At 44.0% G+C, this 26899-nt stretch carries 16 protein-coding genes; 7 read left to right on the forward strand and 9 right to left on the reverse strand.

Features of this window, described 5'->3' with window-relative positions; translation table 11 throughout:
* Positions 1-25: 25 nt before the first annotated feature.
* The 8 genes from MusilaSJ_RS09720 to fbp form a co-directional block, all read right to left on the reverse strand.
* A complete protein-coding gene (locus tag MusilaSJ_RS09720) occupies positions 26-826 on the reverse strand; it encodes a helix-turn-helix domain-containing protein (RefSeq protein ID WP_274989783.1) in 801 nt (266 codons plus the stop codon).
* Between the two features lie 211 nt (positions 827-1037).
* Positions 1038-3179 carry a glycoside hydrolase family 43 protein gene (locus MusilaSJ_RS09725; protein WP_274989784.1) on the reverse strand — a complete coding sequence of 714 codons (2142 nt, stop codon included), beginning with the start codon at positions 3177-3179 and terminating at the stop codon, positions 1038-1040.
* Between the two features lie 34 nt (positions 3180-3213).
* Complete coding sequence (locus MusilaSJ_RS09730; protein WP_274989785.1) at positions 3214-5196, reverse strand: alpha-L-arabinofuranosidase family protein; 1983 nt, start codon at positions 5194-5196, stop codon at positions 3214-3216.
* 14 nt (positions 5197-5210) lie between these two features.
* Positions 5211-6170, reverse strand: coding sequence for a family 43 glycosylhydrolase (locus MusilaSJ_RS09735; RefSeq protein WP_274989786.1), 960 nt, complete (start codon positions 6168-6170; stop codon positions 5211-5213).
* Between the two features lie 511 nt (positions 6171-6681).
* A complete protein-coding gene (locus MusilaSJ_RS09740) occupies positions 6682-7854 on the reverse strand; it encodes an acyltransferase family protein (RefSeq protein ID WP_274989787.1) in 1173 nt (390 codons plus the stop codon).
* Positions 7854-10067 (reverse strand): alpha-N-acetylglucosaminidase, encoded by a 2214-nt coding sequence (locus MusilaSJ_RS09745; RefSeq protein ID WP_274989788.1) that lies wholly within the window; start codon positions 10065-10067, stop codon positions 7854-7856. Before MusilaSJ_RS09745 ends, MusilaSJ_RS09740 begins: the two co-directional genes overlap by 1 nt.
* Positions 10068-10344: 277 nt before the next feature.
* Positions 10345-12810 carry a TonB-dependent receptor gene (locus MusilaSJ_RS09750; RefSeq protein WP_274989789.1) on the reverse strand — a complete coding sequence of 822 codons (2466 nt, stop codon included), beginning with the start codon at positions 12808-12810 and terminating at the stop codon, positions 10345-10347.
* 140 nt (positions 12811-12950) lie between these two features.
* Complete coding sequence (gene fbp / locus MusilaSJ_RS09755; RefSeq protein ID WP_274989790.1) at positions 12951-13994, reverse strand: class 1 fructose-bisphosphatase; 1044 nt, start codon at positions 13992-13994, stop codon at positions 12951-12953.
* A gap of 415 nt (positions 13995-14409) precedes the next feature.
* Here fbp and MusilaSJ_RS09760 point away from each other — a divergent pair, with 415 nt between their 5' ends.
* Genes MusilaSJ_RS09760 through MusilaSJ_RS09790 form a run of 7 tightly spaced genes read left to right on the forward strand, consistent with a single transcriptional unit; the run spans position 14410 to position 24034 of the window.
* A complete protein-coding gene (locus MusilaSJ_RS09760) occupies positions 14410-15576 on the forward strand; it encodes an iron-containing alcohol dehydrogenase (protein WP_274989791.1) in 1167 nt (388 codons plus the stop codon).
* Between the two features lie 9 nt (positions 15577-15585).
* A complete protein-coding gene (locus MusilaSJ_RS09765) occupies positions 15586-16518 on the forward strand; it encodes a dihydrodipicolinate synthase family protein (RefSeq protein ID WP_274989792.1) in 933 nt (310 codons plus the stop codon).
* Positions 16515-17555, forward strand: a complete 1041-nt coding sequence (pdxA, locus tag MusilaSJ_RS09770; RefSeq protein ID WP_274989793.1) for a 4-hydroxythreonine-4-phosphate dehydrogenase PdxA — start codon at positions 16515-16517, stop codon at positions 17553-17555. The genes MusilaSJ_RS09765 and pdxA overlap by 4 nt, the downstream gene beginning before the upstream one ends.
* Positions 17556-17560: 5 nt before the next feature.
* Positions 17561-18727 carry a four-carbon acid sugar kinase family protein gene (locus MusilaSJ_RS09775; RefSeq protein WP_274989794.1) on the forward strand — a complete coding sequence of 389 codons (1167 nt, stop codon included), beginning with the start codon at positions 17561-17563 and terminating at the stop codon, positions 18725-18727.
* Complete coding sequence (locus tag MusilaSJ_RS09780; protein ID WP_274989795.1) at positions 18724-20289, forward strand: sodium:solute symporter family protein; 1566 nt, start codon at positions 18724-18726, stop codon at positions 20287-20289. Before MusilaSJ_RS09775 ends, MusilaSJ_RS09780 begins: the two co-directional genes overlap by 4 nt.
* A 9-nt stretch (positions 20290-20298) precedes the next feature.
* Positions 20299-21720 carry a sialate O-acetylesterase gene (locus MusilaSJ_RS09785; protein ID WP_274989796.1) on the forward strand — a complete coding sequence of 474 codons (1422 nt, stop codon included), beginning with the start codon at positions 20299-20301 and terminating at the stop codon, positions 21718-21720.
* 1 nt (position 21721) lies between these two features.
* On the forward strand, positions 21722-24034 hold the full coding sequence (locus MusilaSJ_RS09790; protein ID WP_274989797.1) for a DUF5703 domain-containing protein: 2313 nt from the start codon (positions 21722-21724) through the stop codon (positions 24032-24034).
* A gap of 629 nt (positions 24035-24663) precedes the next feature.
* Here the strand turns inward: MusilaSJ_RS09790 and MusilaSJ_RS09795 are convergent.
* Positions 24664-26676 (reverse strand): aceric acid hydrolase, encoded by a 2013-nt coding sequence (locus MusilaSJ_RS09795; RefSeq protein WP_274989798.1) that lies wholly within the window; start codon positions 26674-26676, stop codon positions 24664-24666.
* Between the last annotated feature and the right edge of the window lie 223 nt (positions 26677-26899).

A 26899-nucleotide genomic window follows, 5' to 3' on the forward strand; every position in this document is an offset into this window, starting at 1 on the left:
CCCAAAATTGTATAAAACGGAAGTATTAATTGCCGGCCAATACCTGGTTTATTGGCGATGCCTGAGTGGCAAAGGCATTGGGTGTAAAACCTGTAAAAAGTTTAAATTCTTTTATAAAATGAGCCTGGTCAAAATAACCGGCGCTATAGGCTACATTAGTCAGTTTTTCTTCGTTAGAGCTTACCAGGTTAAGACTATGCTGAAAGCGGTTTATTTTATAAAATAATTTTGGCGGCAAACCGGTGCACTGTGAAAAAAGGGTATTCAAATGCCGTGAAGAAATATTATATCGATTGGAGATGGACAGGATATTATCATCGCTATAATTCTTTTTAAGATTGCTTACAATATCTCCTATGAATTTGATTTTTGAATGTTTTTTTTCAGATACAGATAGACGGCTCCATAAATAATCTTCAATCATAGCCACCTTTGCGTTCAGGTCGGCAGTTTCTAATAATCTTAAATAAAGCGTTTTTAGTTTAGGACCGAACACATGTGTGGCATCAACGATTTCGTTATTAAACTCTGATACGTTTTCGTCAAAGAAATAAGCAGCCGAATGTGGGTAAAAACGAAAACCCAACATGATATTTCTCCCTACCGATTGGATGGCCAGGGGCCTGGTGATCTGCCCCCAGAGCTCTACAGGAGGAGTGGTGTAAAATGCATCGCCCTTTTTTGATTTCCAATTTCCGGCACCAAGATTAAAGATCACCTCCATAGTACCGCTCGGGAACACAATATCATCATAGCTTCTGTCCGAATCAGATTCATACAGATAGAAGCACTTGATATAAGGCTGCAGCCTTGGTTCCGGAAGCATTTCTTTGAAAACCATTATTACAAATATAGGATACAACAGTAATTCCTGAATTGTAAAAAACGGAACATATTTTTAGTAGCTTAAAGCGGAAGGCATAAAGCTTAAAGCCAATATCGGTTTAATTAGCTTACATAATATTTATAAAAAAGCTGCCATGTGAACCTTTAACAAGTTCACATGGCAGCTATACCATTATTTATATAAACAGGGGTTACTTTTTAACCTGTACAGGTTTTATACCTTCATGTGTAGGGGTTACCTGTTTGATCAATCCATTGCCATCAAATTCCATTTTATCAATACATACCTCACGGTTGTAGCCTGCGGCATCGCCCATGGTAATCCCTTTGGGATAATTGAAACGGTGATAAACAATATACCACTCATCGGTACCAGGGATCTGGATAACAGAGTTATGACCGGTTCCGTAAATACCTTTGGCAGCATCTTTGGCTATAACCGTATTTTGCTGCGGAATTTCGATTGGCCCCAAAGGAGATTTAGAAGTGCCGTAATGCACACTATAATTAGGGCTCCGGGTATCATTTTCCGACCACATGAAGTAATAAATTCCATTGCGATAAAACACATAGGTGCCTTCGTTATAATGCGAGTAAGGCGTGAGGATCTTGGTAGTACCTGGTTTTAATGAAATCATATCATCGTTTAACTCGGCCACAGCCATATAGCCATTTCCCCAGTACAAATAGTTTTTACCGGTTTGCGGGTCGGTAAAAACATCAGCATCAATCTGCTGTCCGCCTTTTACACCTTCAGGCAATTGTGCTATCAAAGGTTTACCCGAGTCGGTAAACGGCCCTGCCGGATCATTTGCTGTTGCCACTCCTATTTTTTGAGCGGCGGCAAAATAGTAGAAATATTTATACTCATTGTCGATCTTTTTTTCGATGATACAAGGAGCCCAGGCATTCTTTTTAGCCCAGCTCACGTCCTGCGGTAAATCAAGTATCTTACCCTCGTCTTTCCAGTTCACCATATCATCTGAAGAAAAAGCCTTAAAATATTTGCCCGACCAGCCATCAAAGCCATCGCTGGTAGGATAGATATAGAATTTGCCTGTCTTCTCGGCATACAAGATCTCCGGATCGGCATAGTATCCTGCAATAGCCGGGTTATGGGTTTCCTGGGCAGTAACCTCAAAAACCTGCGCTTTTTTACCGGCTATAGTTACAGAATATTTAACCGGGCCTTTGGTAAAATCCTGCGGTTTCACCGGGCTGATAGTAACGCCGGGAAATAAGGTAAACCGGGGGTCAAATGATTTTAAACTTGTACCCGGTTTTACAGGCAGGTGAACTTTATGGTTCGCCGTATCTAAAACGATATTGATAGTTTTAATCTGCTTGTTTACCGGCGAAAGTACTACATCTTCAGCCGTTTCCCATTTGGCAGTTAACCTCGTCGCCTCTTTTGAAGTTATTGGCATCACTGTACCATGGCGTGGATGAAAATTCATGGATACCTCATCATCAATCAGTTTAAAATTTTCGAGATCGGTTGTCCTGGTGAACTGGTACTTACCTTGCGTATACATATCATACATCAAAATATAACCGCTGCCATCGTTTAATTTAAAAGTACCGGCCCCTTCTACCGGGTCTTTGGTTTGCTGTACGTATTTATCGCGCAACACATAGCCTGAAGTTAACTTATCCGATACGGCTATCTTTATACCTGCACCTGATCCTTCTGTTTTAAAAAACAGGTAATATTTATTGTTCTTATAAACAATATCTCCGTCGATACAAGCACCGCCATCGGGTTTAAAGAAAAGCTGTTTAGGTTCAGCTTCAAGGCCTGTAAAATCCTTGTTGGCATAGGCATAATAGATCTTATCGGCCTCTTCACCAAAGCGCATCGACCAGTAGATCATATACTTTTTTTCCTGTGGATCATAAATAGTTTGCGGCGCCCATACCCTGTTCACGCCTGCAAACTTTTCAAAAGTTTTGGTGATATCAATCGTTTTTGAAGTCCAGTGTACCAGGTCGGTTGATTTCAGCAGCACCATGGAATAATCTGGCCCCCAGCCGTATTTTTCGGTGTTCATATCGGTTGCTACCATGTAAAAAGTCTTACCGTCGGCAGCACGCATAATGTGCGGATCACGTACGCCGCCCGTAGCACTGATATCGGCCGAATTTAAAACCGGGCGATTGTTATTCAAGGCACGGAAATGATAACCATCGTTACTCAAAGCAAAACGAATTTCTTCGCCGCCTTTGCTGCCTGTAAAATACGTAAAAAGATAGGCGCTGAATTTCTGCTGTGACTGTGCTACAACTACTGTACAAAAGCTGACTAAAATACACAGTAAAACTATTTTCTTCATGTATAATTGGTTTGTTTTTTTATGTCCAGGATAATTATTTGTTCTTTTTTGCATTTGCGCCACCAATTCTGACCACGGTCAATGAATAGGCAGGTACAGTGAAAGCCCATTTTCTTTGCAATTTTATTACTGAGGATTGTGGAAGAACAGCTTGCGGGTTTTCGGAAGAATTTTTCACTTCTGGCTTTCCTGTAATTACTGTAAGTGTTGCCGATTTAGGCAGTTGGCCAATTTTTGACAGATCGGCCTCTCCCGAAACGGGAGCATTACCGGCATTGGCAATTTTCAGGATCAAATCTCCTGTAGCTGAGTCGCGTACTATTGATACGCCTGCCGTAGTGTCAATAGCTGCTTTTTCACCTTTCAGCTTTATTACACCCGGCAAATACTCATTGCCCGAATTAACGGCAAATTGCTGCTGAACATAATAGTTTACAGTCGGAAAAACCTGCGTGCCGTTAAAATATATCAAATTGGGATTCCATGAGGTATGGCCTATCCTGGCAATAAGCGGAGCATAGGATGCCATCCTTACAACATCGCCGTTACGTTCTAAACTGGTCATATAAACAGCTTCGGCCAGGGCATTGAACAAGGTATTACCCCACGAAGCATATTCGCCTATGTAAACTTTTGACCTTAACCTGTTATATGAATCATAACGTGAGGTGTTTTTCAAAAACCATTGCGGTTTTTCATAATAATGCTCATCAACAATGCCAACCGAAAGCTGATCGGCCAACTTCCATCCTTTTTCAAAATCTTCGCCTTTCGGACTTGGCCCAACCGTACCAATAATTTTAATTTCGGGATAGGCCTTGTGTACGGCATCATAGATCATCCTAAACCGTTCTTCAAATACGCCGGTGATTTTATCCTCATTGCCGATGCCAAGGTATTCCAGGTTAAAAGGCGCGGGATGCCCTGCCGCGGCGCGTTTAGCCCCCCATGTTGAAGTAGCCGGCCCGTTGGCATACTCTATCAAATCAAGAACATCCTGTACATAAGCTTTCATTTCTTCCATCGGGATACCCTTTTGTCCGGTGCCGCCTATTTTCCAGGTTCCACCCGAATTTTGACAACTTACGCCTGCCGCAAGCACCGGCACCGGTTTTGCCCCGATATCCTCACAAAACTGGAAATATTCAAAATATCCCAAACCTACCGACTGATGATAGTTCCAGATGTTACGCTGTTCTACACGCTGCTCAACCGGGCCGATGGTATTTTTCCAGCGATAAATATTGGCGACACCATCACCATGGGTAAGGCAGCCGCCGGGAAAACGCATAAACTTTGGCTTTATGTCGGCAATAACCTGTGCCAGATCGGCCCGTAATCCATTTTTATGATTTTTAAAAGTTTCTTCCGGGAATAATGACACCATATCAATCCCAACTTTCCCCTTTGCCTTGATCAATAACACCAATTTGGCGCTGTCGTTATCAAACGACACATGAATCTGTTCGGCGTATTTTTTCCAGCCTTTATCGGCTGTTGTAAATGAGGATGAACCTAATTCTTTACCCTTCCGGTCAACAAGGGCGACCTTTACAGGTAAAGACTGATTGGACAGCACGTTCAAAAAAACCGAAAAATTATAGTTTTTACCAGCCTTTACAGGGATCCCATCAAACCCGGAATTTTCAAGTCCTACACCCTTTTGTCCTTCATCCTGGATATCAAGTAAAATATAATGCGGGTTATTGGGATGAACCGGGGCGGCAGTCTCCACCGAAATTGTACCGTAACCAAAACCATCCGTCTGGTATTTCCAGGCGGTCAGCGAGTTCCAGTCACGGTTATCGGCCGGGCTGTACTCAAATGAGCGGTTTTGAATAAGTTCGGCATAAAGGCCACCATCAGCAGCATAACTTAAATCCTCAAAAAAGATCCCGAAAAGATCCGGACTAATCTTTTTAGGTCTTGCAACATCGGCTTTTTGCTGGGCAAAGGTCTTAAAGCCGGCAAATGCAAGTATTAACAGCAGTGTAATGCAGCCTATTTTTCTCATCATAACAGGTTATAAGGTTAATTGAACTTTTTTACTCCTTTAGTGCTCACCCTTTTAATATTACCGTTTGCGTCAAAATTTAAACTGTCTAAACACAGTTGTCTTAACACAAACGATTGCTTTTGCGGAAAAATGCGGTGATATAAAATATAACGTTGTCCTTTTTCAACAAAGGTGGTGTGGTGGCCGGGGCCTATCACCGTACTATCGGCAGAGGTGCTTAATATAACACGGTGCTCATCTTCTTGAAAAGGGCCAAGCGGGCTACTCCCTTTTGCATACCCTACCTGGTAGGTGGCATCAATGGCCTTACCTTCGGAAAACATGAAGTAATAGGTTTGGTTACGTTTAACCATATGCGCACCTTCAAAAAAATGAGGCGTGGTGATGTCTTTCGGCACCCCGTCAAACGACACCATATCATTCTTTAGCTTTACAGCCATACAATGTCCGTTGATCCATTTGTATCCTGATCCCCAATAAAGATATGCGCTGCCATCGGTATCAATAAAGCAATCCGGATCGATATTATGCACCTGCAGGTAATCGGTAGATTTCACCATTGGCGTATTATCGCTCTTTAAATTTTTCCATGGACCAAGGGGTGTATTGCTTACGCCTCCCCAAACCTCGCCGCCTACGGCCACATACATATAAAATTTATTGTCCTTTCCTTTCACTACCGATGGCGCCCAAACCATTTCGTTAAGCGAGGTTGTAGTGGTGCAGGCTTGTTTGGTTGGCCAATTGATATGATGACGCGTAAATTTAACAAAGTCGGTAGTTTCCAGCACAGCCAGTTCTTTATCGCCCCAGGGGTCAATTGTGGCATAAATGAAATAGCGACCTTTATCCTTTACAATGGTAGGATCGGCAAAGTACTTCCCGGTTATTGGATTTGGGATCATGTGTTTTTGTGCACATGAAGCTGTGCCAATCAAAACAAGTGTAAAAAAGAAAAGTATGCGCCTGGTCATAATGAAGGTTAAAACAATTCAATATTAAGTGTTATTTTAACAATTAACGAATTTAATACGATTTTATCTCAATTATTTTTTCATCGTTACAAAAAACAGAAGCGCCTATTGGAGGCTATTTAAAAATGAAAAACGTCATTGCGGTACGAAGCAATCCCCAATAGGCAGAGATGCTGTGCAAATTAGCCCTGTAAAATAGGGGATTGCTTCGTACCTAATGACGTGATTGTGGGTCATTGATTATTAAAGGTAATTTTCGTTTTAATTATAACGTGGGCGTTGCCTCCGGCCCGGGCTATTCGCTACAAGTCCTCGCCTTGCCCACACGCAAGGCCCCCGTACGCTGTGGGCTTTCCGCTACTATCCCTAACGCTGCCCCACGCACCATAGCTTAAATATACAAAACCGAAGACATCATCACATTTTTTTCAGGGTCCCCCTGATGGATACTCGCAATGACGTTGGGGTTATATCAGTTTTTTTTGAATTACTTTTTTTACAACTTCTTAGTTTATATTTTCAGGAAAATCTTATTCCGGTATAAGAAGTACAACAAAGCAAGCTGTACAACTACAATAGATATTGCTGCCCACACCGGTTGCCAGCTTTGAGCGAGATGACTGATAATTCCCCCGAAGAAAAAGTTAGCAGTATGTTGAAAATCAACCATCCCTTCAGATGCCAGGTAAATCAGGATAGAGTTTACACCAATAAGCACAAAAGGAAATGCCCATTTTTTATATCCGGCAACATCTATCACCAGGTAAAATACCGACAGGAAAACCAGGCTCCAGCCACCTACAAACATTACAAACGAACTTGTCCATAAACGTTTATTTATCGGGAAAGCAATATTCCAAAGCATGCCTAACCCGATAAATAAAATACCGACCGCTAATAAACAAAAGCCCTTTTTCCACATCGGCCATTTTACAGATTCAAGCTTCAGGAACTGGCCTGTAAAAATCCCCAGCATGGCGGTGCCAATAGCCGGAATGGTAGATAATATACCTTCTGGATCATGTACCTTATCGTGCAGGCGACCGGGAAGTAATAAACGATCAATATAAGATTCCAGGCTGCCATTCATTGTTAAAACCCCTGCCCCGTAACCCGGAACCGGGATTAGTTCCATTGCTGCCCAATAGCCAAACAGCAAAATACCAAACCATAAAATTTGCCCCCGGGTACCGAAATTCAGATAAATTACACCTGCAAAAAACCAGGCCAATCCAATACGCCCCAGCACACTTGCAAAGCGGGTATTCTCCAATCCGTTAAACTTAAACAAGCCGTTAACAACCACCCCTAAAAATAACAGGATAATGGTACGCCTGATCATGGAACGATAAATTTCGCCTTTGGATGAGGAGGGCAACAGATAGGGATAAACTACCCCATACTTAGCAACTTTATTGCCCGTTGAATAAGGCATGGAAACGCCGGCAATAAACAAAAACAAGGGAAAAATCATATCATAAAAGGTAATGCCATTCCATTCGGTATGATGCAGCTGCCCCGACATCCATACCATGAGCGGCCAGCCCGTAGCTTTCGCAAGTGCGTGCACTACTCCTTCCCCACTCATGATCCAAAACATATCAAACCCACGAAGGGCGTCTAACGACAATAACCTTGCCGGCTTTACAATGGTAGTTGTAGATTTAGCTGTCGATGTATCCATTACTTAAGATCGTTACCCATGTTTGTCCTGTATTTTTCATAAAGCTGTTTTGCAACTGCAGCGCTGCTTCCGGCAGGAGCAACCGGGTAAGTTTTGGACGAATTAACCCATTGCCATTCCCAATTGCTTATTGATTTGTCAAATTGTTTAAAATCGGGCTCTTTACCTGTTTTAAGTGATCCTTTCAATAAGTCAAAGAATTTTTGCCAGCGTACTTTATAAAAGTCATTGAGCAAACCGCTCCACTGTCTACAGGAGTATTCATGCAGCGGACTATTGGCATCGCCCCAAAGCGTTATCAGGTTACGGGCATTTTTTTCATAAAGCGCTTTTTCGTTGGGATTAGTCCCCCAGCTACGGGCATCGGCTATCCAGGGCCCCAGCATAAAATCTTTACGGGTGGCAAGCAACCTGTCCATATCGGTTATCAGGTTAAGGTATTCGGCCGTATACTTATCAAAAGCCTTTTCATCTTTATCATGATATGCCTTGATCCATTTCAGCTGGATTGGCCTGCCGTAGTTAGCCAATATTTGTCGCGTTACATCAACCAGGTCATAGTTAAAACCACTGCTTTGTTTGCACGCAGGGATGGCGGTAATCATTTTATCCCAGGCAGGCAGCAGGTCTTTCCGGTTGTAGTTTAAACGGGTGCGTGTCCATATAGCGGCCGAATCAAGCGTTGGCCTGCCGGTGATGATCGATTCGGCACCATCACGAATATCCTTTCCGTTAAAAACGGTAGTCCTGAGTGTTTGCCAGGCATCAAGCGCATCTTTGCTTTTTACACCATAGCGGTTAAACAAGTACTCCGGCAGCCATTGATCAAGGTCAATTGGCTTATTTTGCCAGGTATGTTGTGTCATCAGCTCGTAAAGCACAGGGGTTTGTTCAATGGCTTCCATGGTTAAACCAATACCCACCATTTTTCCTGATTTAGGGTCGTTAAGAGCCTGCGCGGGTTGGGTTGCGACGGCCTCTATCCTACCAAACAAGCTATTGTTACCGCCATAGTTATGCAGCATATTCCAGATCCAGGGTTTGCCGTAAAATGCTTCGGTGCGCTTCCATATCGGTTCATAATCGGTATTGAGGTCAAGCACTATCATATGATCATCGGGCACGGCATTCAGCAATGCCTTGATCTGCTCATTTTGCCAGAACTTGCGGTCGCTGAAAAACAACCAGCCCTGCATTACCCAAACAGCTTTCGGATCGGCCCCTTTCATACCATCATAAACCCGCGCGCTTAGTTCCGAAAGGAATTTAGGATCATTTGATGGAGGCTCATTCTCATTAAAAGTATCGGCAGAATATAAATGATCCGTGCCATAAACCTTGGTTTGTTCCTGTATAAACTTTTTACCGATCTCTGCAAATAGCGGATCTTCCGAATCCAGGATATAAGTATCGGCAAAACCGTTATTCCAGTTGGTTTGCTTTAGTTTAGCATTAGGGAAATGTTTTTTAAACGATGCCGGCACATGACCAGTAAACGCCGGAAGCACCGGTTTTATACCAAGTTCGCGCTCACGCTGCAATATTTTGATCTGCAAATCCCGGTGACTGGTTATCCAGCTTGCGGGCAGCGGGCCGTCCCATTTATCTATATTGCCCATATAAAACCAGCCAAAATATGCGGGACCGGTAAAAAAGTCCTGCATATCTTTATTGCTAAAGCCCATGCCTTTGTAAACTTTGTCCCAAACGTACTCCTGCCCGGTTATGGCCAGCGGCATATTGATGCCGTGAAGGGCCATCCAGTCAATTTCCTTTTCCCATCGTTTCCAGTCCCACCAGCTCATGCTATAGCTATAGGTACAATAGTTAAGATAATACCGGTATTGGTAAGGCGTAGTTTTATGAACCTTTTGGGTTGGGATAGGCAACTTTGCGGGAAGGTTCAGATTTGTACCATTCCATGTGATCTGGCAATGGGCGTATTCGGTAAGGTAATAATATAAGGCTGATGCCACCGCAATGCCATTATTGCCCCTTAATATAATTTTGCCTTTAGCGCCATCTACCTCAAAAACGTCTTTGGCTTCATTTTCAGAAAGTGGTTGAACAATAAAATTTTGTGCATAACCTGGCACCACCCGTTTAATTAAAGCATAAGAAGCCGGTATATGCAACTGTGCCTTAGCGCCCATCATTCCACCGCATATGCCACACAGCAGCACACAAATGAAAACCTTTGTTTTATAAACCATTTACTTTAGATGTTTTTATGATTGTTGACTTTTAAGCACATCGGCCGATAAAATTTTGAATTATTTTACGTCCCCCTCATGAGGTTCAACCGCATTCTGTATTTCTACAAGAGCATTCGCAACGGCGAATTTGCCCGGCGTATACATCAGGGTCCTCTGCGAGAAACCATGATGGGACGTTAATCAATGAATTTCAAAGTTATCATCGCACGCTTACATGATGTGCATAAACTCAAGGCAATAAAAACAAAAAAAGGCATATTTCATTAAAAATAAATCAAAAAGGGAAAATCGCTTTAAAACTGATATTCCGCCCGATATTATAAATACCCAGGTGCCCGTTTGGCGACGACCGGTAATACTCAAAATACTTTAAACGGTTAAGGTTGGATTGATAGGCTTTATCAAACAAATTATCAACCTGCAAAAAAAGCTCACAGATGGTTTTGTCCAATTTGTTTTTGATAGTAGTACCGGTTCCTATATTAAACAGCGTATAGCCGGGCGTAGCCGTTTCGGTATTATCTAAAGCATAAAAGCGGTTTTGTGTGGTATAAGCATCCATTTCGGCCTTAAAGTAAATCCTGGAAAAAGCACCATACGCTTTCTGCAAGCTCGCCTTAAACTCCGACCGGACGTGCAACGGCGGAATAAATGGCAAATATTTAGCTGCCCCATTGGATTCATCAACAAGCTGTTTATTGCCGTTGATTCCTGTTACATAAGCCAGGCTGTTGTTAAAAGCCAGCCATTTTACATTTTGCGGATGCACATTTAGCGTGAACTCGGCTCCATACAACCGGGCACTGCTTTGCTGATATTGATAAGTGCTGTTACCCGGCACAATCACCACAGGATTACCATTGGCATCGGTTAGTTTGGCCTGGTAAATGTAATTGTTGATGTGGTTATTAAACAGCTCAGCAATCAGGTCAACATCTTTAAGATAAGCGATGAACCCCAGGTCCTCCTGTAAACTAAATTCGGGATTAAAGCTGCGGTTGCCTAAATAAACAATATGCGCGCCGGGGTCGAGCCCGTTTGATCCTATTTCGGTGATATTGGGCGCCCGGTATCCACGGGCAACATTAGCCTTAAACAATAAGCGTTCGCTGATATTGTAGGTTATACCCAAACTCCCCGAAACACCCTGATATACATGTTTAAAAGCCGGAAACTGTAAATGAGCACCTGCTGTATCCGGTAATTTCACATGCTGCTCAAAGCCGTTTTTAGAGTTTGGCCCCACATAAAAATCGTTCCAGCGGATGTGCCTGTTATCATACCTGATGCCACCTGAGATATCAACCTTCCCAATAGTCTTTTTAGCGAAAAGAAAAGTCCCGGCATCAAACAGGTTATAATCAGGGATGGGAAAATCCGTTGCAGCCTTGCTGCGGTTAGTCTGGTACATCCCGTTTACACCGAGCGTACTTTCTATACCTCCTATAGTTGGTAAATTGTATTTCAGATCGTAATTAAGTGTGTTAAGCACTACGTACAAACCCGGCTGATCTGCCAATGTAGGGTGATTATATTCCCTGCGGATGCTTTGCTGCAGCCCGAGCGAAGCACTGATACTGCTCCCTTCGCCAAGTTTAAACTCATTGTGCGTGTAAATGCGATAATGCTGAATACGCTGGTGCAGTGGGGTTATACTGTATGATCTTAACTCGTCATTACTAACAATTGGCCGGTTCCGGATATTATCAGTACTACTTTCTGCTATTTGCTTAGTAAACTGCCTTGTTAATGAATCGCGGCTACCATCGGGAATTTCCTGCCGGTTATCATAAACAGTTGCTGCAATTTGCGAATAACCCCAATTTTTATCAACCCTGGCCATGCCTGATAGGTTAAACTCACGGAAACCGGTGTTGTATACATAACCATCAATGCTGTTTTGATAATCATGCGCCGCTTTTGCCGTTGCCCGGAAGGTATACCTCCAATCGTTCTTTTTGTATGACAAACCCAGCGAAGTGCCGATCATACCGTTATTGGTATGGTAATCGGCGGTATAGTCACCTCTCAAAATATTGTTTTCGCCAACCGGCAAGTAAGGGATCATGTTGATCACCCCTGCCAGTGCATCCGAGCCATAGGTTAAACTTGCCGGGCCTTTCACTACTTCAGCGCGACCGATACCATACTGGTCTATCTCAATACCATGTTCATCACCCCATTGCTGTCCTTCCTGGCGCACGCCGTCATACAAAGTTAACACCCGGTTATAGCCTAATCCCCTGATAAATGGTTTGGAAATATTAGGCCCCGTGGTAACGGCGTTAACACCCGGTACTCCTTTTACAATGGCATCAATAACATTGTTATTCACATTCTGATCCATTTCTTTCCGGGTCATCACTGCAATAGGTATGGGATTACTTCGTAGCTCGGTTTTACGTGAAACCCCGGTCACAGTTACTTCACTCAATTTAGAACTGCTTTCCTGAAGGTTCCCATTCAGTAAGGTAGCCTCATCCGGTTTTACACTCACCTTATAACGCTCGGTAACATACCCAATATTGGAAAATACTACGGTATATGTACCTGCCGGAACATTTTTTAAATGGTAGTAGCCTTTATCATTTGTAGTAACGCCGATAGCAGTTCCTGAAAGTGCAACAGTAGCAAAAGAAAGCGGTTCATTGCCGGCTGTTAATCTTCCTTTGAGGGAACCATGCTGAGCAAAAACCACAGCCGGCGTTAATAAAAAACATAGTAAAGATAATATTTTCATTCGTTTTAGCACATCATAAATAATATACAAAACAAATAAAAAAAATTAGTCTAACCTAATTTTTATAATAAAGCATATAAAATTATTTCATCTATTAATCCAGGTAAAAATTGCGCTGCAAACAGCAGTTCATTAATTGATTAAATAACTTGCTTATGCTGACTTATAGAAGGCTGCTGCGAAGAAAAAGCCAGCATAAAATCCTCAGCCTGCTTAACCATATTTTCCGAACCAATGAAAATAGCCGAACGCTGGTGAAGTTCATTAACATCCAAATCCAGGATCCGCTCAAAACCTGTAGATGCCATACCGCCGGCCTGCTCCACAATAAAGGCCATTGGGTTACATTCATAAACCAACCTTAGTTTGCCTTTTGGATACTGTGCAGTGGTTGGATATAGGAAGATGCCGCCTTTAATGAGGTTACGATGAATATCCGCAATCATTGATCCGGTATACCTTGAAGTATACGGGCGACTGGTAGTTACATCTTCAACCTGGCAATACTTAATATATTTTTTTACACCCAAAGGGAAATGGGTGTAATACCCTTCATTTATTGAATAGATATAGCCATCCTTAGGCATTTTAATATCGGGGTGCGACAGGCAAAACTCTCCTATCGATGGGTCAAGTGTAAAACCATTAACCCCTTTGCCAGTAGTATAAACCAGCATGGTTGATGAACCATAGATCACATACCCCGCTGCAACCTGCTCGGTACCTTTCTGCAGCACATCTTCCAGAGTAGCAGCACCTTCGGTGGATTTACGGCGATATATAGAAAATATAGTGCCCACGCTCACATTTACGTCAATATTTGATGAACCATCCAGCGGATCAATAGCAACAATGTATTTGGCATGCTTTGAAATCTCCGATTCTATCCGGATATGCTCGTCATTTTCTTCTGAAGCTACAACGCAACACTCGCCGCCACTACGCAATGCCGCGATGAATTGCTCATTGGCATAAACATCCATCTTTTTCTGACGCTCACCATGCGAATTTACCGAGTCGGTTTCGCCGATGATATCAATAAGCCCGGCTTTGCTGATCTCGCGGTTTACAATTTTAGCGGCAATGCCAATATCCCGCAAAAGCCTTGACAGTTCGCCTTTAGCAAAAGGGAAATCTGCCTGTTTCTCTATAATAAATTGTCCTAAGGTCTTTACGCTTTTCATAAGGATGTGTATTTAATTAGTTAACAGAAATATTAAAAAATACCGGGGTTTAGTCGGATGATTTATAATTAGGAGGCGGCAGTTTGACAACCGATGAATAAAAGCATCAAAAGATAAACAGTCAATAAACTTGGCCCTATATCCTCATATTCAACTTTTTGCTAAGTTAACAGCTTTTAATTGCCGAACTGTCATGCCCCGTCTCCCTGTATTTTAGTGGTTATTTACTATAATAACTACCTATTAAAGCCAATTATGGGCAGATAATATCATAACTACTTAACCCCCCTCCCCTTTTGATAATATCGTATAATAATTGGATAACGGTTGGATAAAAATGGGAGGCGGCATTATCCATCTTTGTTTTATATCAAAACCAATTAACCAGGGCCAGCTATTATTAATATATAAGTATATGCCGCAAACTGAACATCCTTATCGCGACATCACTATCCGGTTTCCGGGTCAGGTAATTGTTAGCAAAAACTCGCTTTTTAAATTAACCGGTGATGTTATCAGCGGCGGGTATAAATCAGCTTTAATTATTACCATCAGTCCGCTGTTAAATAAACTTGAACCACTTTTAGCTCAATTTAAAGAAGTAGGAATTAACACTCATGTTGATACATCAATAGTAAAGGAGCCTTCGTTTAGGGATTTTGAAGATTTGCTTACATCTGTAAAACATACTGAAGCCGATGTGATCATAGGCATTGGTGGCGGCAGCGTACTTGACGTGGCTAAACTCATAGCCGCACAAATTAATAATAACCAAACCCTGGCAGAGATAACCGGCATTGGCCTGCTTAAAAACCGTACTAAAAAACTGATCTGCATTCCCACAACAGCGGGTACAGGCAGCGAGGCATCGCCTAACGCCATATTGATAGATGATACTGATAATCAGAAAAAAGGCATTATCAGCCCATACCTGGTTCCGGATGTGGTGATCATTGATCCGGCTTTGATGATCAGTTTGCCCGCAGAGGTTACCGCCGCAACCGGACTTGATGCACTAACCCATTGCCTTGAAGCTTACACTAACTTATATGCCCACCCTTTTATTGATATGTACGCACTTGAGGGGATCAGGCTTATCGCTGCTAATTTGGTTAAAGCGGTAAACGACGGTGCTGATGAGGACACCCGTACACAATTAGCTATTGGCAGTTTAATGGGTGGCTTTTGTTTAGGCCCGGTTAACACAGCTGGTGTCCATGCGCTTTCCTACCCCCTGGGCAGCATGTACCACATTGCACATGGCCTCTCAAACGCGCTATTGCTGCCTTTTGTAATGGAATACAACATCCCAGCAGCACCGGAACGCTATGCTGCAGTAGCCCGTGCATTGGGTTGTAATAGCAGTATCAACGATTTTGAGACAGCTCATGCCGGTGTTGAAAAGATCAGGCAGCTGATCGGTGAGTGCAGGATCCCGGCAAGTTTAAAAGAAATAAACATTGATAAGAACACGATACCACAGATGGCTGCAGATGCCATGAAAATTACCCGGCTGCTTAAAAATAACCCGCGACCGATAAACATAGATGATGCCGTTAACATTTACGAGGCTGCTTATTAAAACATACTAATGAAACTAAAAAAGAAATATAATGGCCTGGTAGTGCCATCCATTACACCACTTACCAATAGTTACAAGCTTGACCATGACGCGGTTGAAAAAATATTCGATAGCATCTTCAACTACGGCGGCGTACCTTTTATATTGGGTACTACCGGCGAATCAGCCTCATTACCCAACGAGCTCAAGCTTGATTTTATTAAACTGGCGGCCTCCATAAGACAACCCGGCAAGCTGCTTTATGCAGGTATCTCATCCAATTGCCTGTCAGATTCTATCGAACTGGCAAAACGTTGTGCCGATGAAGGCATTGATGTTGCAGTAGCCCATCTGCCGGCGTACTTTACCTTAACCGAGTATGAGATCAAAACATACTTTGAAACACTGGCCAATGAAATCCCTATTCCGCTGATAGTTTATAATATTCCGGCTACTACCAATGTATCAATCAACTTAAACCTACTTAATGAATTAAGCTATCATGATAATATCGTAGGCACCAAAGATTCGGAACGAAACCATGACCGTTTAAAAGATTCACTGAAGCTATGGGCCGGCAGGGCCGACTTCAGCCACTTTTTAGGCTGGGGGGCGCAATCCGCCCATGCGCTGTTTACGGGAAGCGACGGACTGGTGCCAAGTACCGGAAACCTGTTCCCCGATATTTATTACAAAATGATAGTGGCAGCCGATAATAATGACGAAGCCGCCGCGCTGCAACTGCAACGGCACTCCAACCTGATAGGTGATATTTACCAGGGAAAACGCCTGCTGGGCGAATCATTGGCGGCATTGAAATCGCTGATGCAAAGCGCCGGGTTATGCCGCTCGTACATGATGTCACCTTTGTTAAAAGTTAGTGATGCAGAAGCCGCCGATCTGCAAAAGAAACTGCAAAGTATGCTTAATGTTGAAAACCTTAGTTTACCGATATATCAATGACAGCCGACAGACCGATCATAGCCATAACCATGGGCGATCCGGCCAGTATTGGCCCTGAAATAGCCGTCAAAGCTTTATTAACCGAAAGGTTATATGAGATCTGCCGTCCGTTAATTATTGGCGATACCGGTGTGTTTTTTGACATCGTAAAACGCCTGGGTTTAAACGCCACTATCAATTCTATCAAAGATATCCGTAACGCGCGTTTCGTTTTCGGCAAGCCGGATGTATTTGATTTGCAAAATGTGGATATGGAACAGTTGCGTTTTGGGGAAATCTCGGCCATGGCTGGTAATGCCTCATTTGAAGCGGTTAAAAAAGCGATTGAACTGGCGCTTGCCGGCGATGTTGACGCTACCGTAACTGGCCCTATCAATAAAAAATCCATCAACGAGGCCGGGCACCACTTTGCCGGGCATACCGAAATTTACGCCCATTACACAGGTACAAAAAAGTATGCCATGCTGCTGGTTGAGCATAACATGAAGGTGATCCATGTATCAACCCATGTTTCGTTACGGCAAGCTTGCGACCTGGTTAAAAAAGACCGCATCATTGAAGTAATCGAGCTCTTGCAGGATGGACTCATTTCCCTGGGTGAAAAAAACCTGAAGATCGGCGTGGCCGGGCTTAACCCACATGCCGGTGACTCGGGGTTGTTTGGCACCGAGGATGATCTTGAAATTCTCCCCGCTGTACAGGAGGCTTTAAAATCAGGTTACGATGTGGAAGGCCCCGTACCTGCCGATACATTGTTTTCTAAAGCATCAACCGGGTATTATGGCGGTATAGTTGCGATGTACCACGACCAGGGACACATCCCGTTCAAGCTTACCGGCTTTAAATGGAATGCCGAAAAACAGCAAATGGATAGCGTCAAAGGCGTTAACATTACCATGGGCCTGCCGATCATTCGCACTTCCGTTGATCATGGGACAGCCTTTGAAATTGCAGGCAAAGGCGTTGCCAGCAGCGATGCCATGATACTGGCAATCGAATCGGCTGTACAATTGAGTAAAAACAGGATAAAAGTATAAGCTATATGATCGCTGTAATTGCAGATGATTTAACAGGGGCCGCCGAACTGGCAGGCATAGGCCTTAACCACGGATTAAGAACCGAGGTGAGTACTACTGTTGATGAATACTGCGATGCAGATCTGCTTGTTATTGCTACCGACACGCGCTCGCTTTCGGTAGCCAGGGCAAAGGAGATCGTTCATGATCTTACTGTTCGGTTACAGCAACTAAAACCCCGGTTTATCTTTAAGAAGATAGATTCGGTTTTGCGGGGGCACATTATTGAGGAGTTACAAAGTCAGTTGACAGCTTCCGGATTAAAACGGGCACTTATTGTACCCGGCAACCCACATCATTCAAAAAAACTCATCGGCGATACATTTTACTATAACGGCGGGCCTATCCATCTAAGTGCTTTTGCTAACGATCCTACTTTCCCAGCCTTAAGTTCAAATATTGTTGAATTATTAAGGGCAGATGAAAAGGTCTCATTGATTAAAAAAGGGGTGAAACTGCCACCAACAGGAATCATTATAGGAGCGGCAGATGACGAGGATGATCTTAAATACTGGATAAGCAAAACGGATAGTGAAACCCTTTTGGCCGGTTCGGCGAATCTGTTCACCTGCCTGCTTCAATACTTAACAAAACCGCAAAAGGTTGAAACCAAAGATTCCGAAACCGCCGGCAGGCGGTTATTTGTATTTGGCAGCACTTTTTACCAGGGCAAGCTAAACCTTATTGACGGCAAACACAACAATATCCCGGTACACTATATACCCGCGGCAACCATCTGCGCCGAAACCAGCGGCGACAATGTGCATGGCCTTTTTGCCAGTCATGTAGCTTCCAGTATTATCGCCGGCAACAATGCCATTATCGCCATAAACCCCGATTTTATAAGGGACATTAAAGTGGACCCGGTATTGCTGAGCCACAAGATGGCCGATATTGTAAAACAGGTTATTGACCACACCTCGCTTCATGAGTTGCTGATTGAGGGCGGCGCAACAGCCTGGGCTATACTTGAGCGTTTAAACATCGAAAAATTATATCCCTCAAAACTAATAGCTCCCGGAGTTATTCATATGCGCATAGCGGGCAATAACCAATTATGTTTAACTTTAAAACCCGGCAGCTACCCCTGGCCTGCACCCGTTTGGGAAACCAATAACTATACCTGCATATGAAACATGAAACCCTGCACCTGGCAGATTATATCATCATTGCCCTGGCACTGGCCATTTCATTAACCATTGGTCTTAAGTTTTCGAAAGGACAAAACTCCACTAAAAAATATTTTGTATCCCGCGGTTCTATCCCGGCGTGGGCAATAGGCATGTCATTAATGGCAACGCTCATCAGCAGTGTAACTTTTCTGGCCTACCCCGGCGAGGGGTTTGCTTCTAACTGGATCTTGCTGGTTCAGGGTTTAATGGTGCCTATCGTATTGTTATTAATGGTTTGGTTCATTGTGCCGCTTTATCGTGAAGTTATAGGTGTAAGCACGTATGAATACTTTGAAAAGCGCTTTGGTTTGTTCGCGAGGTTCTATAGCTCCATAGGTTTTGTATTAACGCATTTTTCGAAAATGGGTACCGTGTTTTTCCTGCTGGCCCTTGCACTTTCCAACATGACCAACACCAACACCTTTGTTATTATCTGGATCATTGGATTTGTAATCGTCGTTATTACCCTTATAGGTGGTATCGAGGCGGTTATTTGGGCCGATGTGGTACAGGGGTTTTTATTGATCGCCGGCGGTATAGCCTCATTTATTATCCTTATTTGCTCCATCAAAGGCGGCTTCCCCGAACTCTGGCATATTGCCAGCATAAACCACAAAAACAATTTCGGCCCCTACTCCTGGGATTTCAAAAAGCTTACATTCATTGTAATGGCCATTAATGGTGTTTTTTATGCCATCCAAAAATATGGCGCCGATCAAACCATGGTACAGCGCTATCTTACTGCCAAAACCGATAAAGCGGCCATCAGGGCATCGTTATTAGGGGTAGCGCTTACTGTACCGCTTTGGGCATTGTTTATGTTTATCGGTACTGCTTTGTTTGCTTACTACCAACAAAATCCTTTGCCTGCAGGTATTAAGGCCGATGCAGTTTTCCCCTACTTTATTATGAGCAAATTGCCTACCGGTGTTGTGGGGTTGATATTGGCGGCACTGATCTCGGCAGCCATCTCCAGTTTAGGAGCCGATCTTAATTGCCTTTCCGCTATTGGGGTAGAAGACTATTACAAAAAATTCAGGCCCAACAGGTCTGACAAAGAATATTTAAAGGCTGGTCGCTGGATAGTGGTACTGGCCGGCCTGGGCGCAATGGGTATAGCCACCTTATATATGCTTGCCGGCGACGAAGGCGCGTTGGGTATTGTATTCACCCTCTATGCTATATTCTCCGGCGGTATTGCCGGGATTTTTTTATTGGGATTGTTTAGCAGCCGGGCTAACCGGCAGGGACTAAACATCGGCATTATTGCCTGTATCTTATTTACAGGCTACGCCTTTTTAACCTCAACCAAAATCGGTTTGGGCGCCGATAAACATATCCTGCTTGATCTGGGCAAATACAATTTCAATCAGCATAAATACATGCTCGGCGTATACAGCCATTTGGTGGTGATCATAGTTGGTTACCTGGCCAGCCTGTTTTTCCCTAAACCCGAGTTGAATAAAAACCTCCTTTTCAGCGGGTGGCTTGAGGCCAAACGCGCCGGAAAGCTTACCAAATAATTTACAGCAATGAAAAAGTTACTGGCTTCAGGTCTGGGTTTATTCCTGTTTATATCGTCGCAGGCACAGGTAAAACTGGCATCCATTTTTACCGATAACATGGTGCTGCAACAGCAAAGCCAGGCACCAATATGGGGTTGGGATAAAGCAGGCTCAACAGTTACTATCAACACTTCATGGAACAAAAAAAACTACAAAGCCAAAGTAAATGCCAATGGCAAATGGCTTGTTAAAGTTGCCACGCCAATTTACGGCGGACCATATACTGTTACCATCAGCGATGGCAATACTATTAAGCTAAATAACGTGCTTATTGGCGAGGTTTGGCTTTGTACCGGTCAGTCAAATATGGAAATCCCGATGAAGGGTTACAAAAGCCAGCCCATAACGGGTTCTGTTGATGCTATACTTAAATCGGCCAATAGCAATATCCACATGTATACTGTACCCCGCTCATCAGTAACCGAAGTTCAGGAAAACAGCAAACCATCCGAATGGCATGTAGCCGCTACTGAATTTGTTGCTAATTTTAGCGCTACAGGTTATTATTTTGGTAGATTGTTGAATGAGATGCTTCATGTACCTATTGGCTTAATCAGTGATTGTTACGGTGGCTCAAGTGCCGAAGCATGGATGGATCCTGGCGGACTGAAAGATTTTCCGGAGATCAAGATCCCGGCTAAAACAGATTCGATCAAAGCTATATCGCGCACACCTACCACGCTGTTCAATGGCATGTTGAACCCGGTGATTGGGTACGGCATCAAAGGCTGCATCTGGTACCAGGGGGAATCGAACTACGACCGTCCCGATCAATATGAAAAACTTTTCCCGGCTATGGTAAAACGCTGGCGCGATCTCTGGCAGCAGGGCGACTTCCCATTCTATTATACACAAATTGCCCCTTATGATTATACTCAATTACCACCATACAATGCGGGCGGTAAATACAATTCGGCTTACCTGCGCGATGCTCAGCGTAAATCGCTAAAAGTTATACCTAACAGCGGCATGGCTGTATTGCTTGATGTTGGCGAACAGGCTACCATTCACCCACCACGTAAAGAACCTGTCGGTACACGACTGGCTTACCTGGCCTTAGCGCAAACTTATGGCATTAAAGGGTTTGATTATGCAAGTCCGCTGTATAAGGAAATCACTGTTGACGGCAACCGGGCTACCATCAGGTTTGAGTATGCCGAAAACGGGCTTACCTCATTCAACAAACCTATCCAAAACTTTGAAGTTGCCGGTAAAGACAAAATGTTTTACCCGGCGCAGGCCATGATATCGGGCAGTGTAATTATTGTATCTTCACCTTTGGTAAAAGAGCCTGTGGCCGTACGATACGCCTTTAAAGATTTTGTTGTAGGCGATTTATTCGGCACAAACGGCCTCCCCGTTTCCTCATTCAGAACCGACGACTGGTAATATGAAAAAACTCCTGCTGCTCTGCTTCCTGTACTGCAATATCGCGTTAGCTCAAAACAAAGGCATCGAACAATACAATGAAGTATGGGCCAGCCAGAGTCAAAACTCAGGCCAGTCGATGCCCTGCGGAGGCGGCGATATCGGCTTAAATGCATGGGTTGAAAAAGGCGAACTGCTTTTTTACATCGCCCGGAGCGGCACTTTTGATGAAAACAATGCCATGCTTAAACCCGGCCGGGTCAGGATCAAACTATTACCTAATCCTTTTGCGGGTAATGATTTTAAACAGGAGCTCAAACTTCAAAATGGCTCGGTACTCATCAACGGAAAAAACGGCGATTTAAAAGCCGAAATAAAACTTTGGGTTGATGTTTACCGTCCGGTGATCCACGTTAACATTAATAGTAATAAAGCCATTAAAACTGAAGCCATTTTTGAAAGCTGGCGCTACCGCGACAGGGATGTTAAAGGCCTCGAAAAAAATGAAGGCTCCTGGAAATTCGCCCCGCGCAATGATGTCAAAACACTGAAGGATAACATCGACTTCAAAGGTAATGCCATCATGTTTTACCATCACAATCTTGATTCCACCATATTTGATGTTACCGTAAAACAGCAGGGTATGGATGCGGTTAAGGATCAAATGTACAACCCGCTTAAAAACTTAACCTTTGGCGGGCTGATGCAGGGCAAAAACCTAAAGCCTGCAGGCACTACCAAAGGGCAATATCTTAACACCGATTTTGAAGGCTGGAAACTGAAGAGCATTAAGCCAGTCACCAACCAGGATATTGAGATCTATCTTAATACGCTACAAACCTCATCGGTAAATGAATGGCAGCAAGGCCTCGAAAAAGTAATTAAAGAGTCTGAAAGTAACACCAAATCCGCCTGGCAAAAAACAGCCGGTTGGTGGAAACAATATTGGGACAGGAGTTTTATCTGCATCAACCCGACCAAGCCTGACAATGACACCACAGCCTGGCAAACCGGTAAAAACTACCAGTTGTTCAGGTACATGTTAGGCTGCAATGCATACGGACATGCTCCCACCAAATTCAACGGAGGCCTGTTTACCTACGACCCTGTTTTTGTAAACCCGCAATATGCCTTTACACCCGATTTCCGCAACTGGGGAGGCGGCCTGATGACTGCCCAAAACCAGCGTTTGGTTTATTTCCCGATGCTCAAAAGCGGCGATATTGATTTGATGAAACCGGAGTTTGATTTCTATCTCCGCTCACTCAAAAACGCCGAATTACGCAGCAAGGTGTATTGGAACCACAATGGCGCCTGCTTTACTGAGCAGGTGGAAAATTTCGGTCTGCCCAACAGCGCCGAGTACACCTGGAAACGCCCTGCCGACTTTGACAAAGGGCTTGAGTACAACGCCTGGCTGGAATATACCTGGGATACCGTTTTTGAGTTTTGCCTCATGATGATGGAAACAGAACGGTACAAAGGCGACGATATCCACCAATACATTCCCTTTATTGAAAGCTGCCTCACTTTTTTTGATGAGCACTACCAATACCTTTCGCGCAAGCGCAGCGCTAAAGCGCTTGACGGCAACGGGCACCTTGTACTCTATCCCGGCTCATCTGCCGAGACTTTTAAGATGGCTTATAACTCCAACTCGACCATCGCTGCTCTGCAAACCATCACCAAACGGATGCTGGCATTGACGGATAGTTACCTGAGCAAAGAAGAGCGCAGCAAACTGGAAGGCTTTTTAAAGCGCATCCCCCCTATTACATTTGGCGAGATTAATGGTCATAAAACCCTTACCCCGGCAAAATCATGGGAGCGGGTTAACAACGAGGAAAACACCCAGTTTTACCCGGTATTTCCATGGGGTATCTTCGGCTTGGGCAAACCGGGATTGGATACCGCTTTGAACACCTGGAAACTGGACACCCTTGTAGCCAAATTCAGGAGCGGCATTGGCTGGAAACAGGATAATATTTTTGCGGCCCGCTTAGGTCTGACAGATGAGGCTGCCAAACTTACCACCTTCAAACTCAAAAACTCCGGCAGGCGCTTCCCTACTTTCTGGGGCCCGGGTTTCGACTGGACACCCGATCATAACTGGGGTGGCTCTGGCATGATCGGTCTGCAGGAAATGCTGATGCAGGTTGATGATAAAAAGATCCTGCTGTTCCCCGCCTGGCCAAAGGACTGGGATGTGCATTTTAAACTTCATGCGCCTTATAATACCACTGTTGAGGCCACACTAAAGGATGGAAAGATGGTTAATTTAAAAGTTCTCCCCGAAGATAGAAGGAAGGATATTACAATGATGTTAGCCCAATAATTCCCTCGTTCATTTGTAACAAAAAGGGTGTCCCAATTTTTTGATTCTCAAAAAAAAATGAAAAACTCCCGCTGTTCTTTTTTGTAAAAAGAGACTGTTCCATTTTTTGAGAGCAAAAACGCGGAACACCTTAAAAATGAAACACACTGATAATCAAAGAGATATCAATTCACTTGAAACACTGTTAAGTAACTGATTATCAAGAATTAAAACTTTAAAGAGTAAACTTTCCTTATTTCAAAGACAGGTAAAAAAAACTTTTTTATTTCGTGTTTTTTTAAATTTTTTTGACTTTTTTGAAATTGATCACCTCAGTTATAAATGGTACTGACAAAATAATGCCACCAAAATCGCGGGGATGAATACCGATATTTCATGCCCATCCGGCTAAAGCTCGGCTAACCTCATATTAGGACAAAAATAACCGCGGCCAATTACCGGCCGAAGTTTTAAGTGTAAGGACAAAAGGCTGCTTTAGTCCCGGCGGCCAGAGGCCGCCCTGATAGTTGCCACCCGGCTGGGAGCCGAGCGGCGGCGTGGAGCTTTTTTGACCTTTCACCTTTTGCCTTTCACCTTTTGCCTTTCGCCTTTCGCCTTTCGCCTTTCGCCTTTCACCTTTCGCCTCGAAATTACCTGTCCAACGGCATCCACGTTTCCATATCCACATGTCCCCGGTTACCCCATGCATAATACGGGATCAGCCTGATATCAACAGCGTTTTGTTTTGGCGCGGAGACTTCTTTATAAAGCCGGTTAGTCCAGTTATTTTCCTCACGCAGATCAGCTTTACCGGTTAAGCTCATGATCTCACTGTTATCTATCCTGATCATTTCGGGCTTAAGTTGATTATTGGCAGAAAGCACCACATCGAAAACCTTTTGCCCCTTAGCCAGATCGGCTGATTCCAAACAATAAACCACCGGACCGCGTTTTACTGCAACCTGATTACGGGTTTCCTCAACAAGCGGGTTTGCTTCCATTAGGGTTACCGGCATTGGCAGGTCGAGATCAATTGTCATTCCTTTTCGCCAAACGGCGTTAACTTGCGTATAAGTTCCAGGCGTAGTATCTAACTGCGGCACCGGCTGACCTTCGAGTTTGATACTTGCGCCCTTACACCAGCCAGGGATCCTCAAAAATACCGAGAATGCTTTATTGCCCGGTACTTCATCAAACCTGATATGGATCTTCCCATCCCAGGGGTAATTTGTAGTTTGAGTGAGTTTTACCGGGGTGCCATCTTTCAATTTAGCGGTTATGGTGTTGCTGCCATACAGGTTAAACCACAACCCTTTATCTGATACGCTGTGGGCATAATCGCTCACCTCGGCAATGGTACGCACCACATTGGGCGGACAACAGTTAGAAAGTTTGATATACCCTATCCTATCCTTAGACCAACGCTGCTTAAAGGGCAAACTATCTGAATAAGCCAGTGGATTGGTATATAAAAAGTTACGACCATTAAGGCTGATACCCGAAAGTACGCTATTGTACAACGCCAGCTCCATTACATCGGCATATTTGGCGTCGCCGGTTGCCTGCAGCATGCGCCAGTTCCAGAGTACATTGCCTATGTTGGCGCAGGTTTCGTTGTGCGCCGTGAAACTTGGCAATTGATAATCGCGTCCGTAAGCCTGGTGTACCTTTTGCACCTCGTTAGGATTGTAAGATGTCCCATCAGGAGAAACACCATCATAGAGCGAACCGCAGCCACCGGTGATATACATTTTGCGGTTAACTACATCGTTCCACATTAAATTTAAAGTGTGCATGAGTGTGGTATCCCCGGTTTCGGCATAAACATCGGCAGCGCCCGCAAACAGGTAATTGGCCCTCACCGCGTGCCCCATCGCCTGTGTTTGCTGCCGGAAAGGTGTCCTGTCCTGGTTATCGTCGGTACCATCTTTCATCAACCCACGGATATCGATCAGGTTTTTAGCCAGTTCCAGGTATCGGGGATCGCGGGTGGTACGGTACATTTCTACTACGCCCATGTAATGCGAGGGGCAAATGGCATTCCGCGCCAGTTCGGGCGAGGCCGTTTTATAAAATTTATAGAGATAATCGGTTGCTTTAACAGCTACTTTCAACAAGGTAGTTTTGCCTGTAACCCGGTAATGCACACAAGCGGCAGTCATCAAGTGACCGAGGTTATAGGTTTCAAAATTAAGGCGGTCATTAAACGCTTTTTCCTTGCCGCCGTTCTTCCGTTCTTCAATAAGTGTCGGCGTGTGGATATAGCCATCGGTACGCTGCGCTTTGGCAATAACCGCTATAGTTTTATCCATCAGTGCATCCAGCTTCGGATCATGTGTGTTAGCATACATGCTGGCTACAGCTTCAAAAAGCTTGTAAAAATCACCATCGTGAAATGGCGGCCCTTCGTGTGAACCGGTGTCCAACCCGGCGGCTATCTCAAAATTACGGTACGCATGACTGATCTTCGGGTCAGTATAAACACGCCACAGGTTAGGGATCATGGTATCACGGCAAACCTTGAACCTGTCGGCCCAGAAGCCGCCCGTCCACTGTACCGCGCCCATATCAAGACTGCTCAGTTTGGCGTAACTGCTTTTGCTGGTGTTGACCAGCGCCTTGTTTTGTGCGCTAAGCTCGCTGCCGAAAACTACTAATAGCATGATGACAAGACACTTGTACAATGTTTTCATATCAAGGGTAAGCGAAGCCCTCAGGGTCCTCTGCGAGAGACCCTGAGGGGACGTGAGATATTTATAAAATGTTTTCATTTTATTGTTTTTGAAAAATGCGAAGACCTTAGGGACCTCTGCGAGTTTAAGTAACTCACAAATTGTTTTATCGTTTAATCGTAAAGCGCTTGTTTTGCCCCTCTGGGGCAAAGGA

The organism is Mucilaginibacter sp. SJ (assembly GCF_028993635.1).
Classification (GTDB): Bacteria; Bacteroidota; Bacteroidia; order Sphingobacteriales; family Sphingobacteriaceae; genus Mucilaginibacter.

Bases quoted from the DNA above. Each gene is read 5' to 3' on its own strand.
- MusilaSJ_RS09720 (WP_274989783.1), bottom strand. From the start codon at position 826: ATGCTTCCGGAACCAAGGCTGCAGCCTTATATCAAGTGCTTCTATCTG.
- MusilaSJ_RS09725 (WP_274989784.1), bottom strand. From the start codon at position 3,179: ATGAAGAAAATAGTTTTACTGTGTATTTTAGTCAGCTTTTGTACAGTA.
- MusilaSJ_RS09730 (WP_274989785.1), bottom strand. From the start codon at position 5,196: ATGATGAGAAAAATAGGCTGCATTACACTGCTGTTAATACTTGCATTT.
- MusilaSJ_RS09735 (WP_274989786.1), bottom strand. From the start codon at position 6,170: ATGACCAGGCGCATACTTTTCTTTTTTACACTTGTTTTGATTGGCACA.
- MusilaSJ_RS09740 (WP_274989787.1), bottom strand. From the start codon at position 7,854: ATGGATACATCGACAGCTAAATCTACAACTACCATTGTAAAGCCGGCA.
- MusilaSJ_RS09745 (WP_274989788.1), bottom strand. From the start codon at position 10,067: ATGGTTTATAAAACAAAGGTTTTCATTTGTGTGCTGCTGTGTGGCATA.
- MusilaSJ_RS09750 (WP_274989789.1), bottom strand. From the start codon at position 12,810: ATGAAAATATTATCTTTACTATGTTTTTTATTAACGCCGGCTGTGGTT.
- fbp (WP_274989790.1), bottom strand. From the start codon at position 13,994: ATGAAAAGCGTAAAGACCTTAGGACAATTTATTATAGAGAAACAGGCA.
- MusilaSJ_RS09760 (WP_274989791.1), top strand. From the start codon at position 14,410: ATGCCGCAAACTGAACATCCTTATCGCGACATCACTATCCGGTTTCCG.
- MusilaSJ_RS09765 (WP_274989792.1), top strand. From the start codon at position 15,586: ATGAAACTAAAAAAGAAATATAATGGCCTGGTAGTGCCATCCATTACA.
- pdxA (WP_274989793.1), top strand. From the start codon at position 16,515: ATGACAGCCGACAGACCGATCATAGCCATAACCATGGGCGATCCGGCC.
- MusilaSJ_RS09775 (WP_274989794.1), top strand. From the start codon at position 17,561: ATGATCGCTGTAATTGCAGATGATTTAACAGGGGCCGCCGAACTGGCA.
- MusilaSJ_RS09780 (WP_274989795.1), top strand. From the start codon at position 18,724: ATGAAACATGAAACCCTGCACCTGGCAGATTATATCATCATTGCCCTG.
- MusilaSJ_RS09785 (WP_274989796.1), top strand. From the start codon at position 20,299: ATGAAAAAGTTACTGGCTTCAGGTCTGGGTTTATTCCTGTTTATATCG.
- MusilaSJ_RS09790 (WP_274989797.1), top strand. From the start codon at position 21,722: ATGAAAAAACTCCTGCTGCTCTGCTTCCTGTACTGCAATATCGCGTTA.
- MusilaSJ_RS09795 (WP_274989798.1), bottom strand. From the start codon at position 26,676: ATGCTATTAGTAGTTTTCGGCAGCGAGCTTAGCGCACAAAACAAGGCG.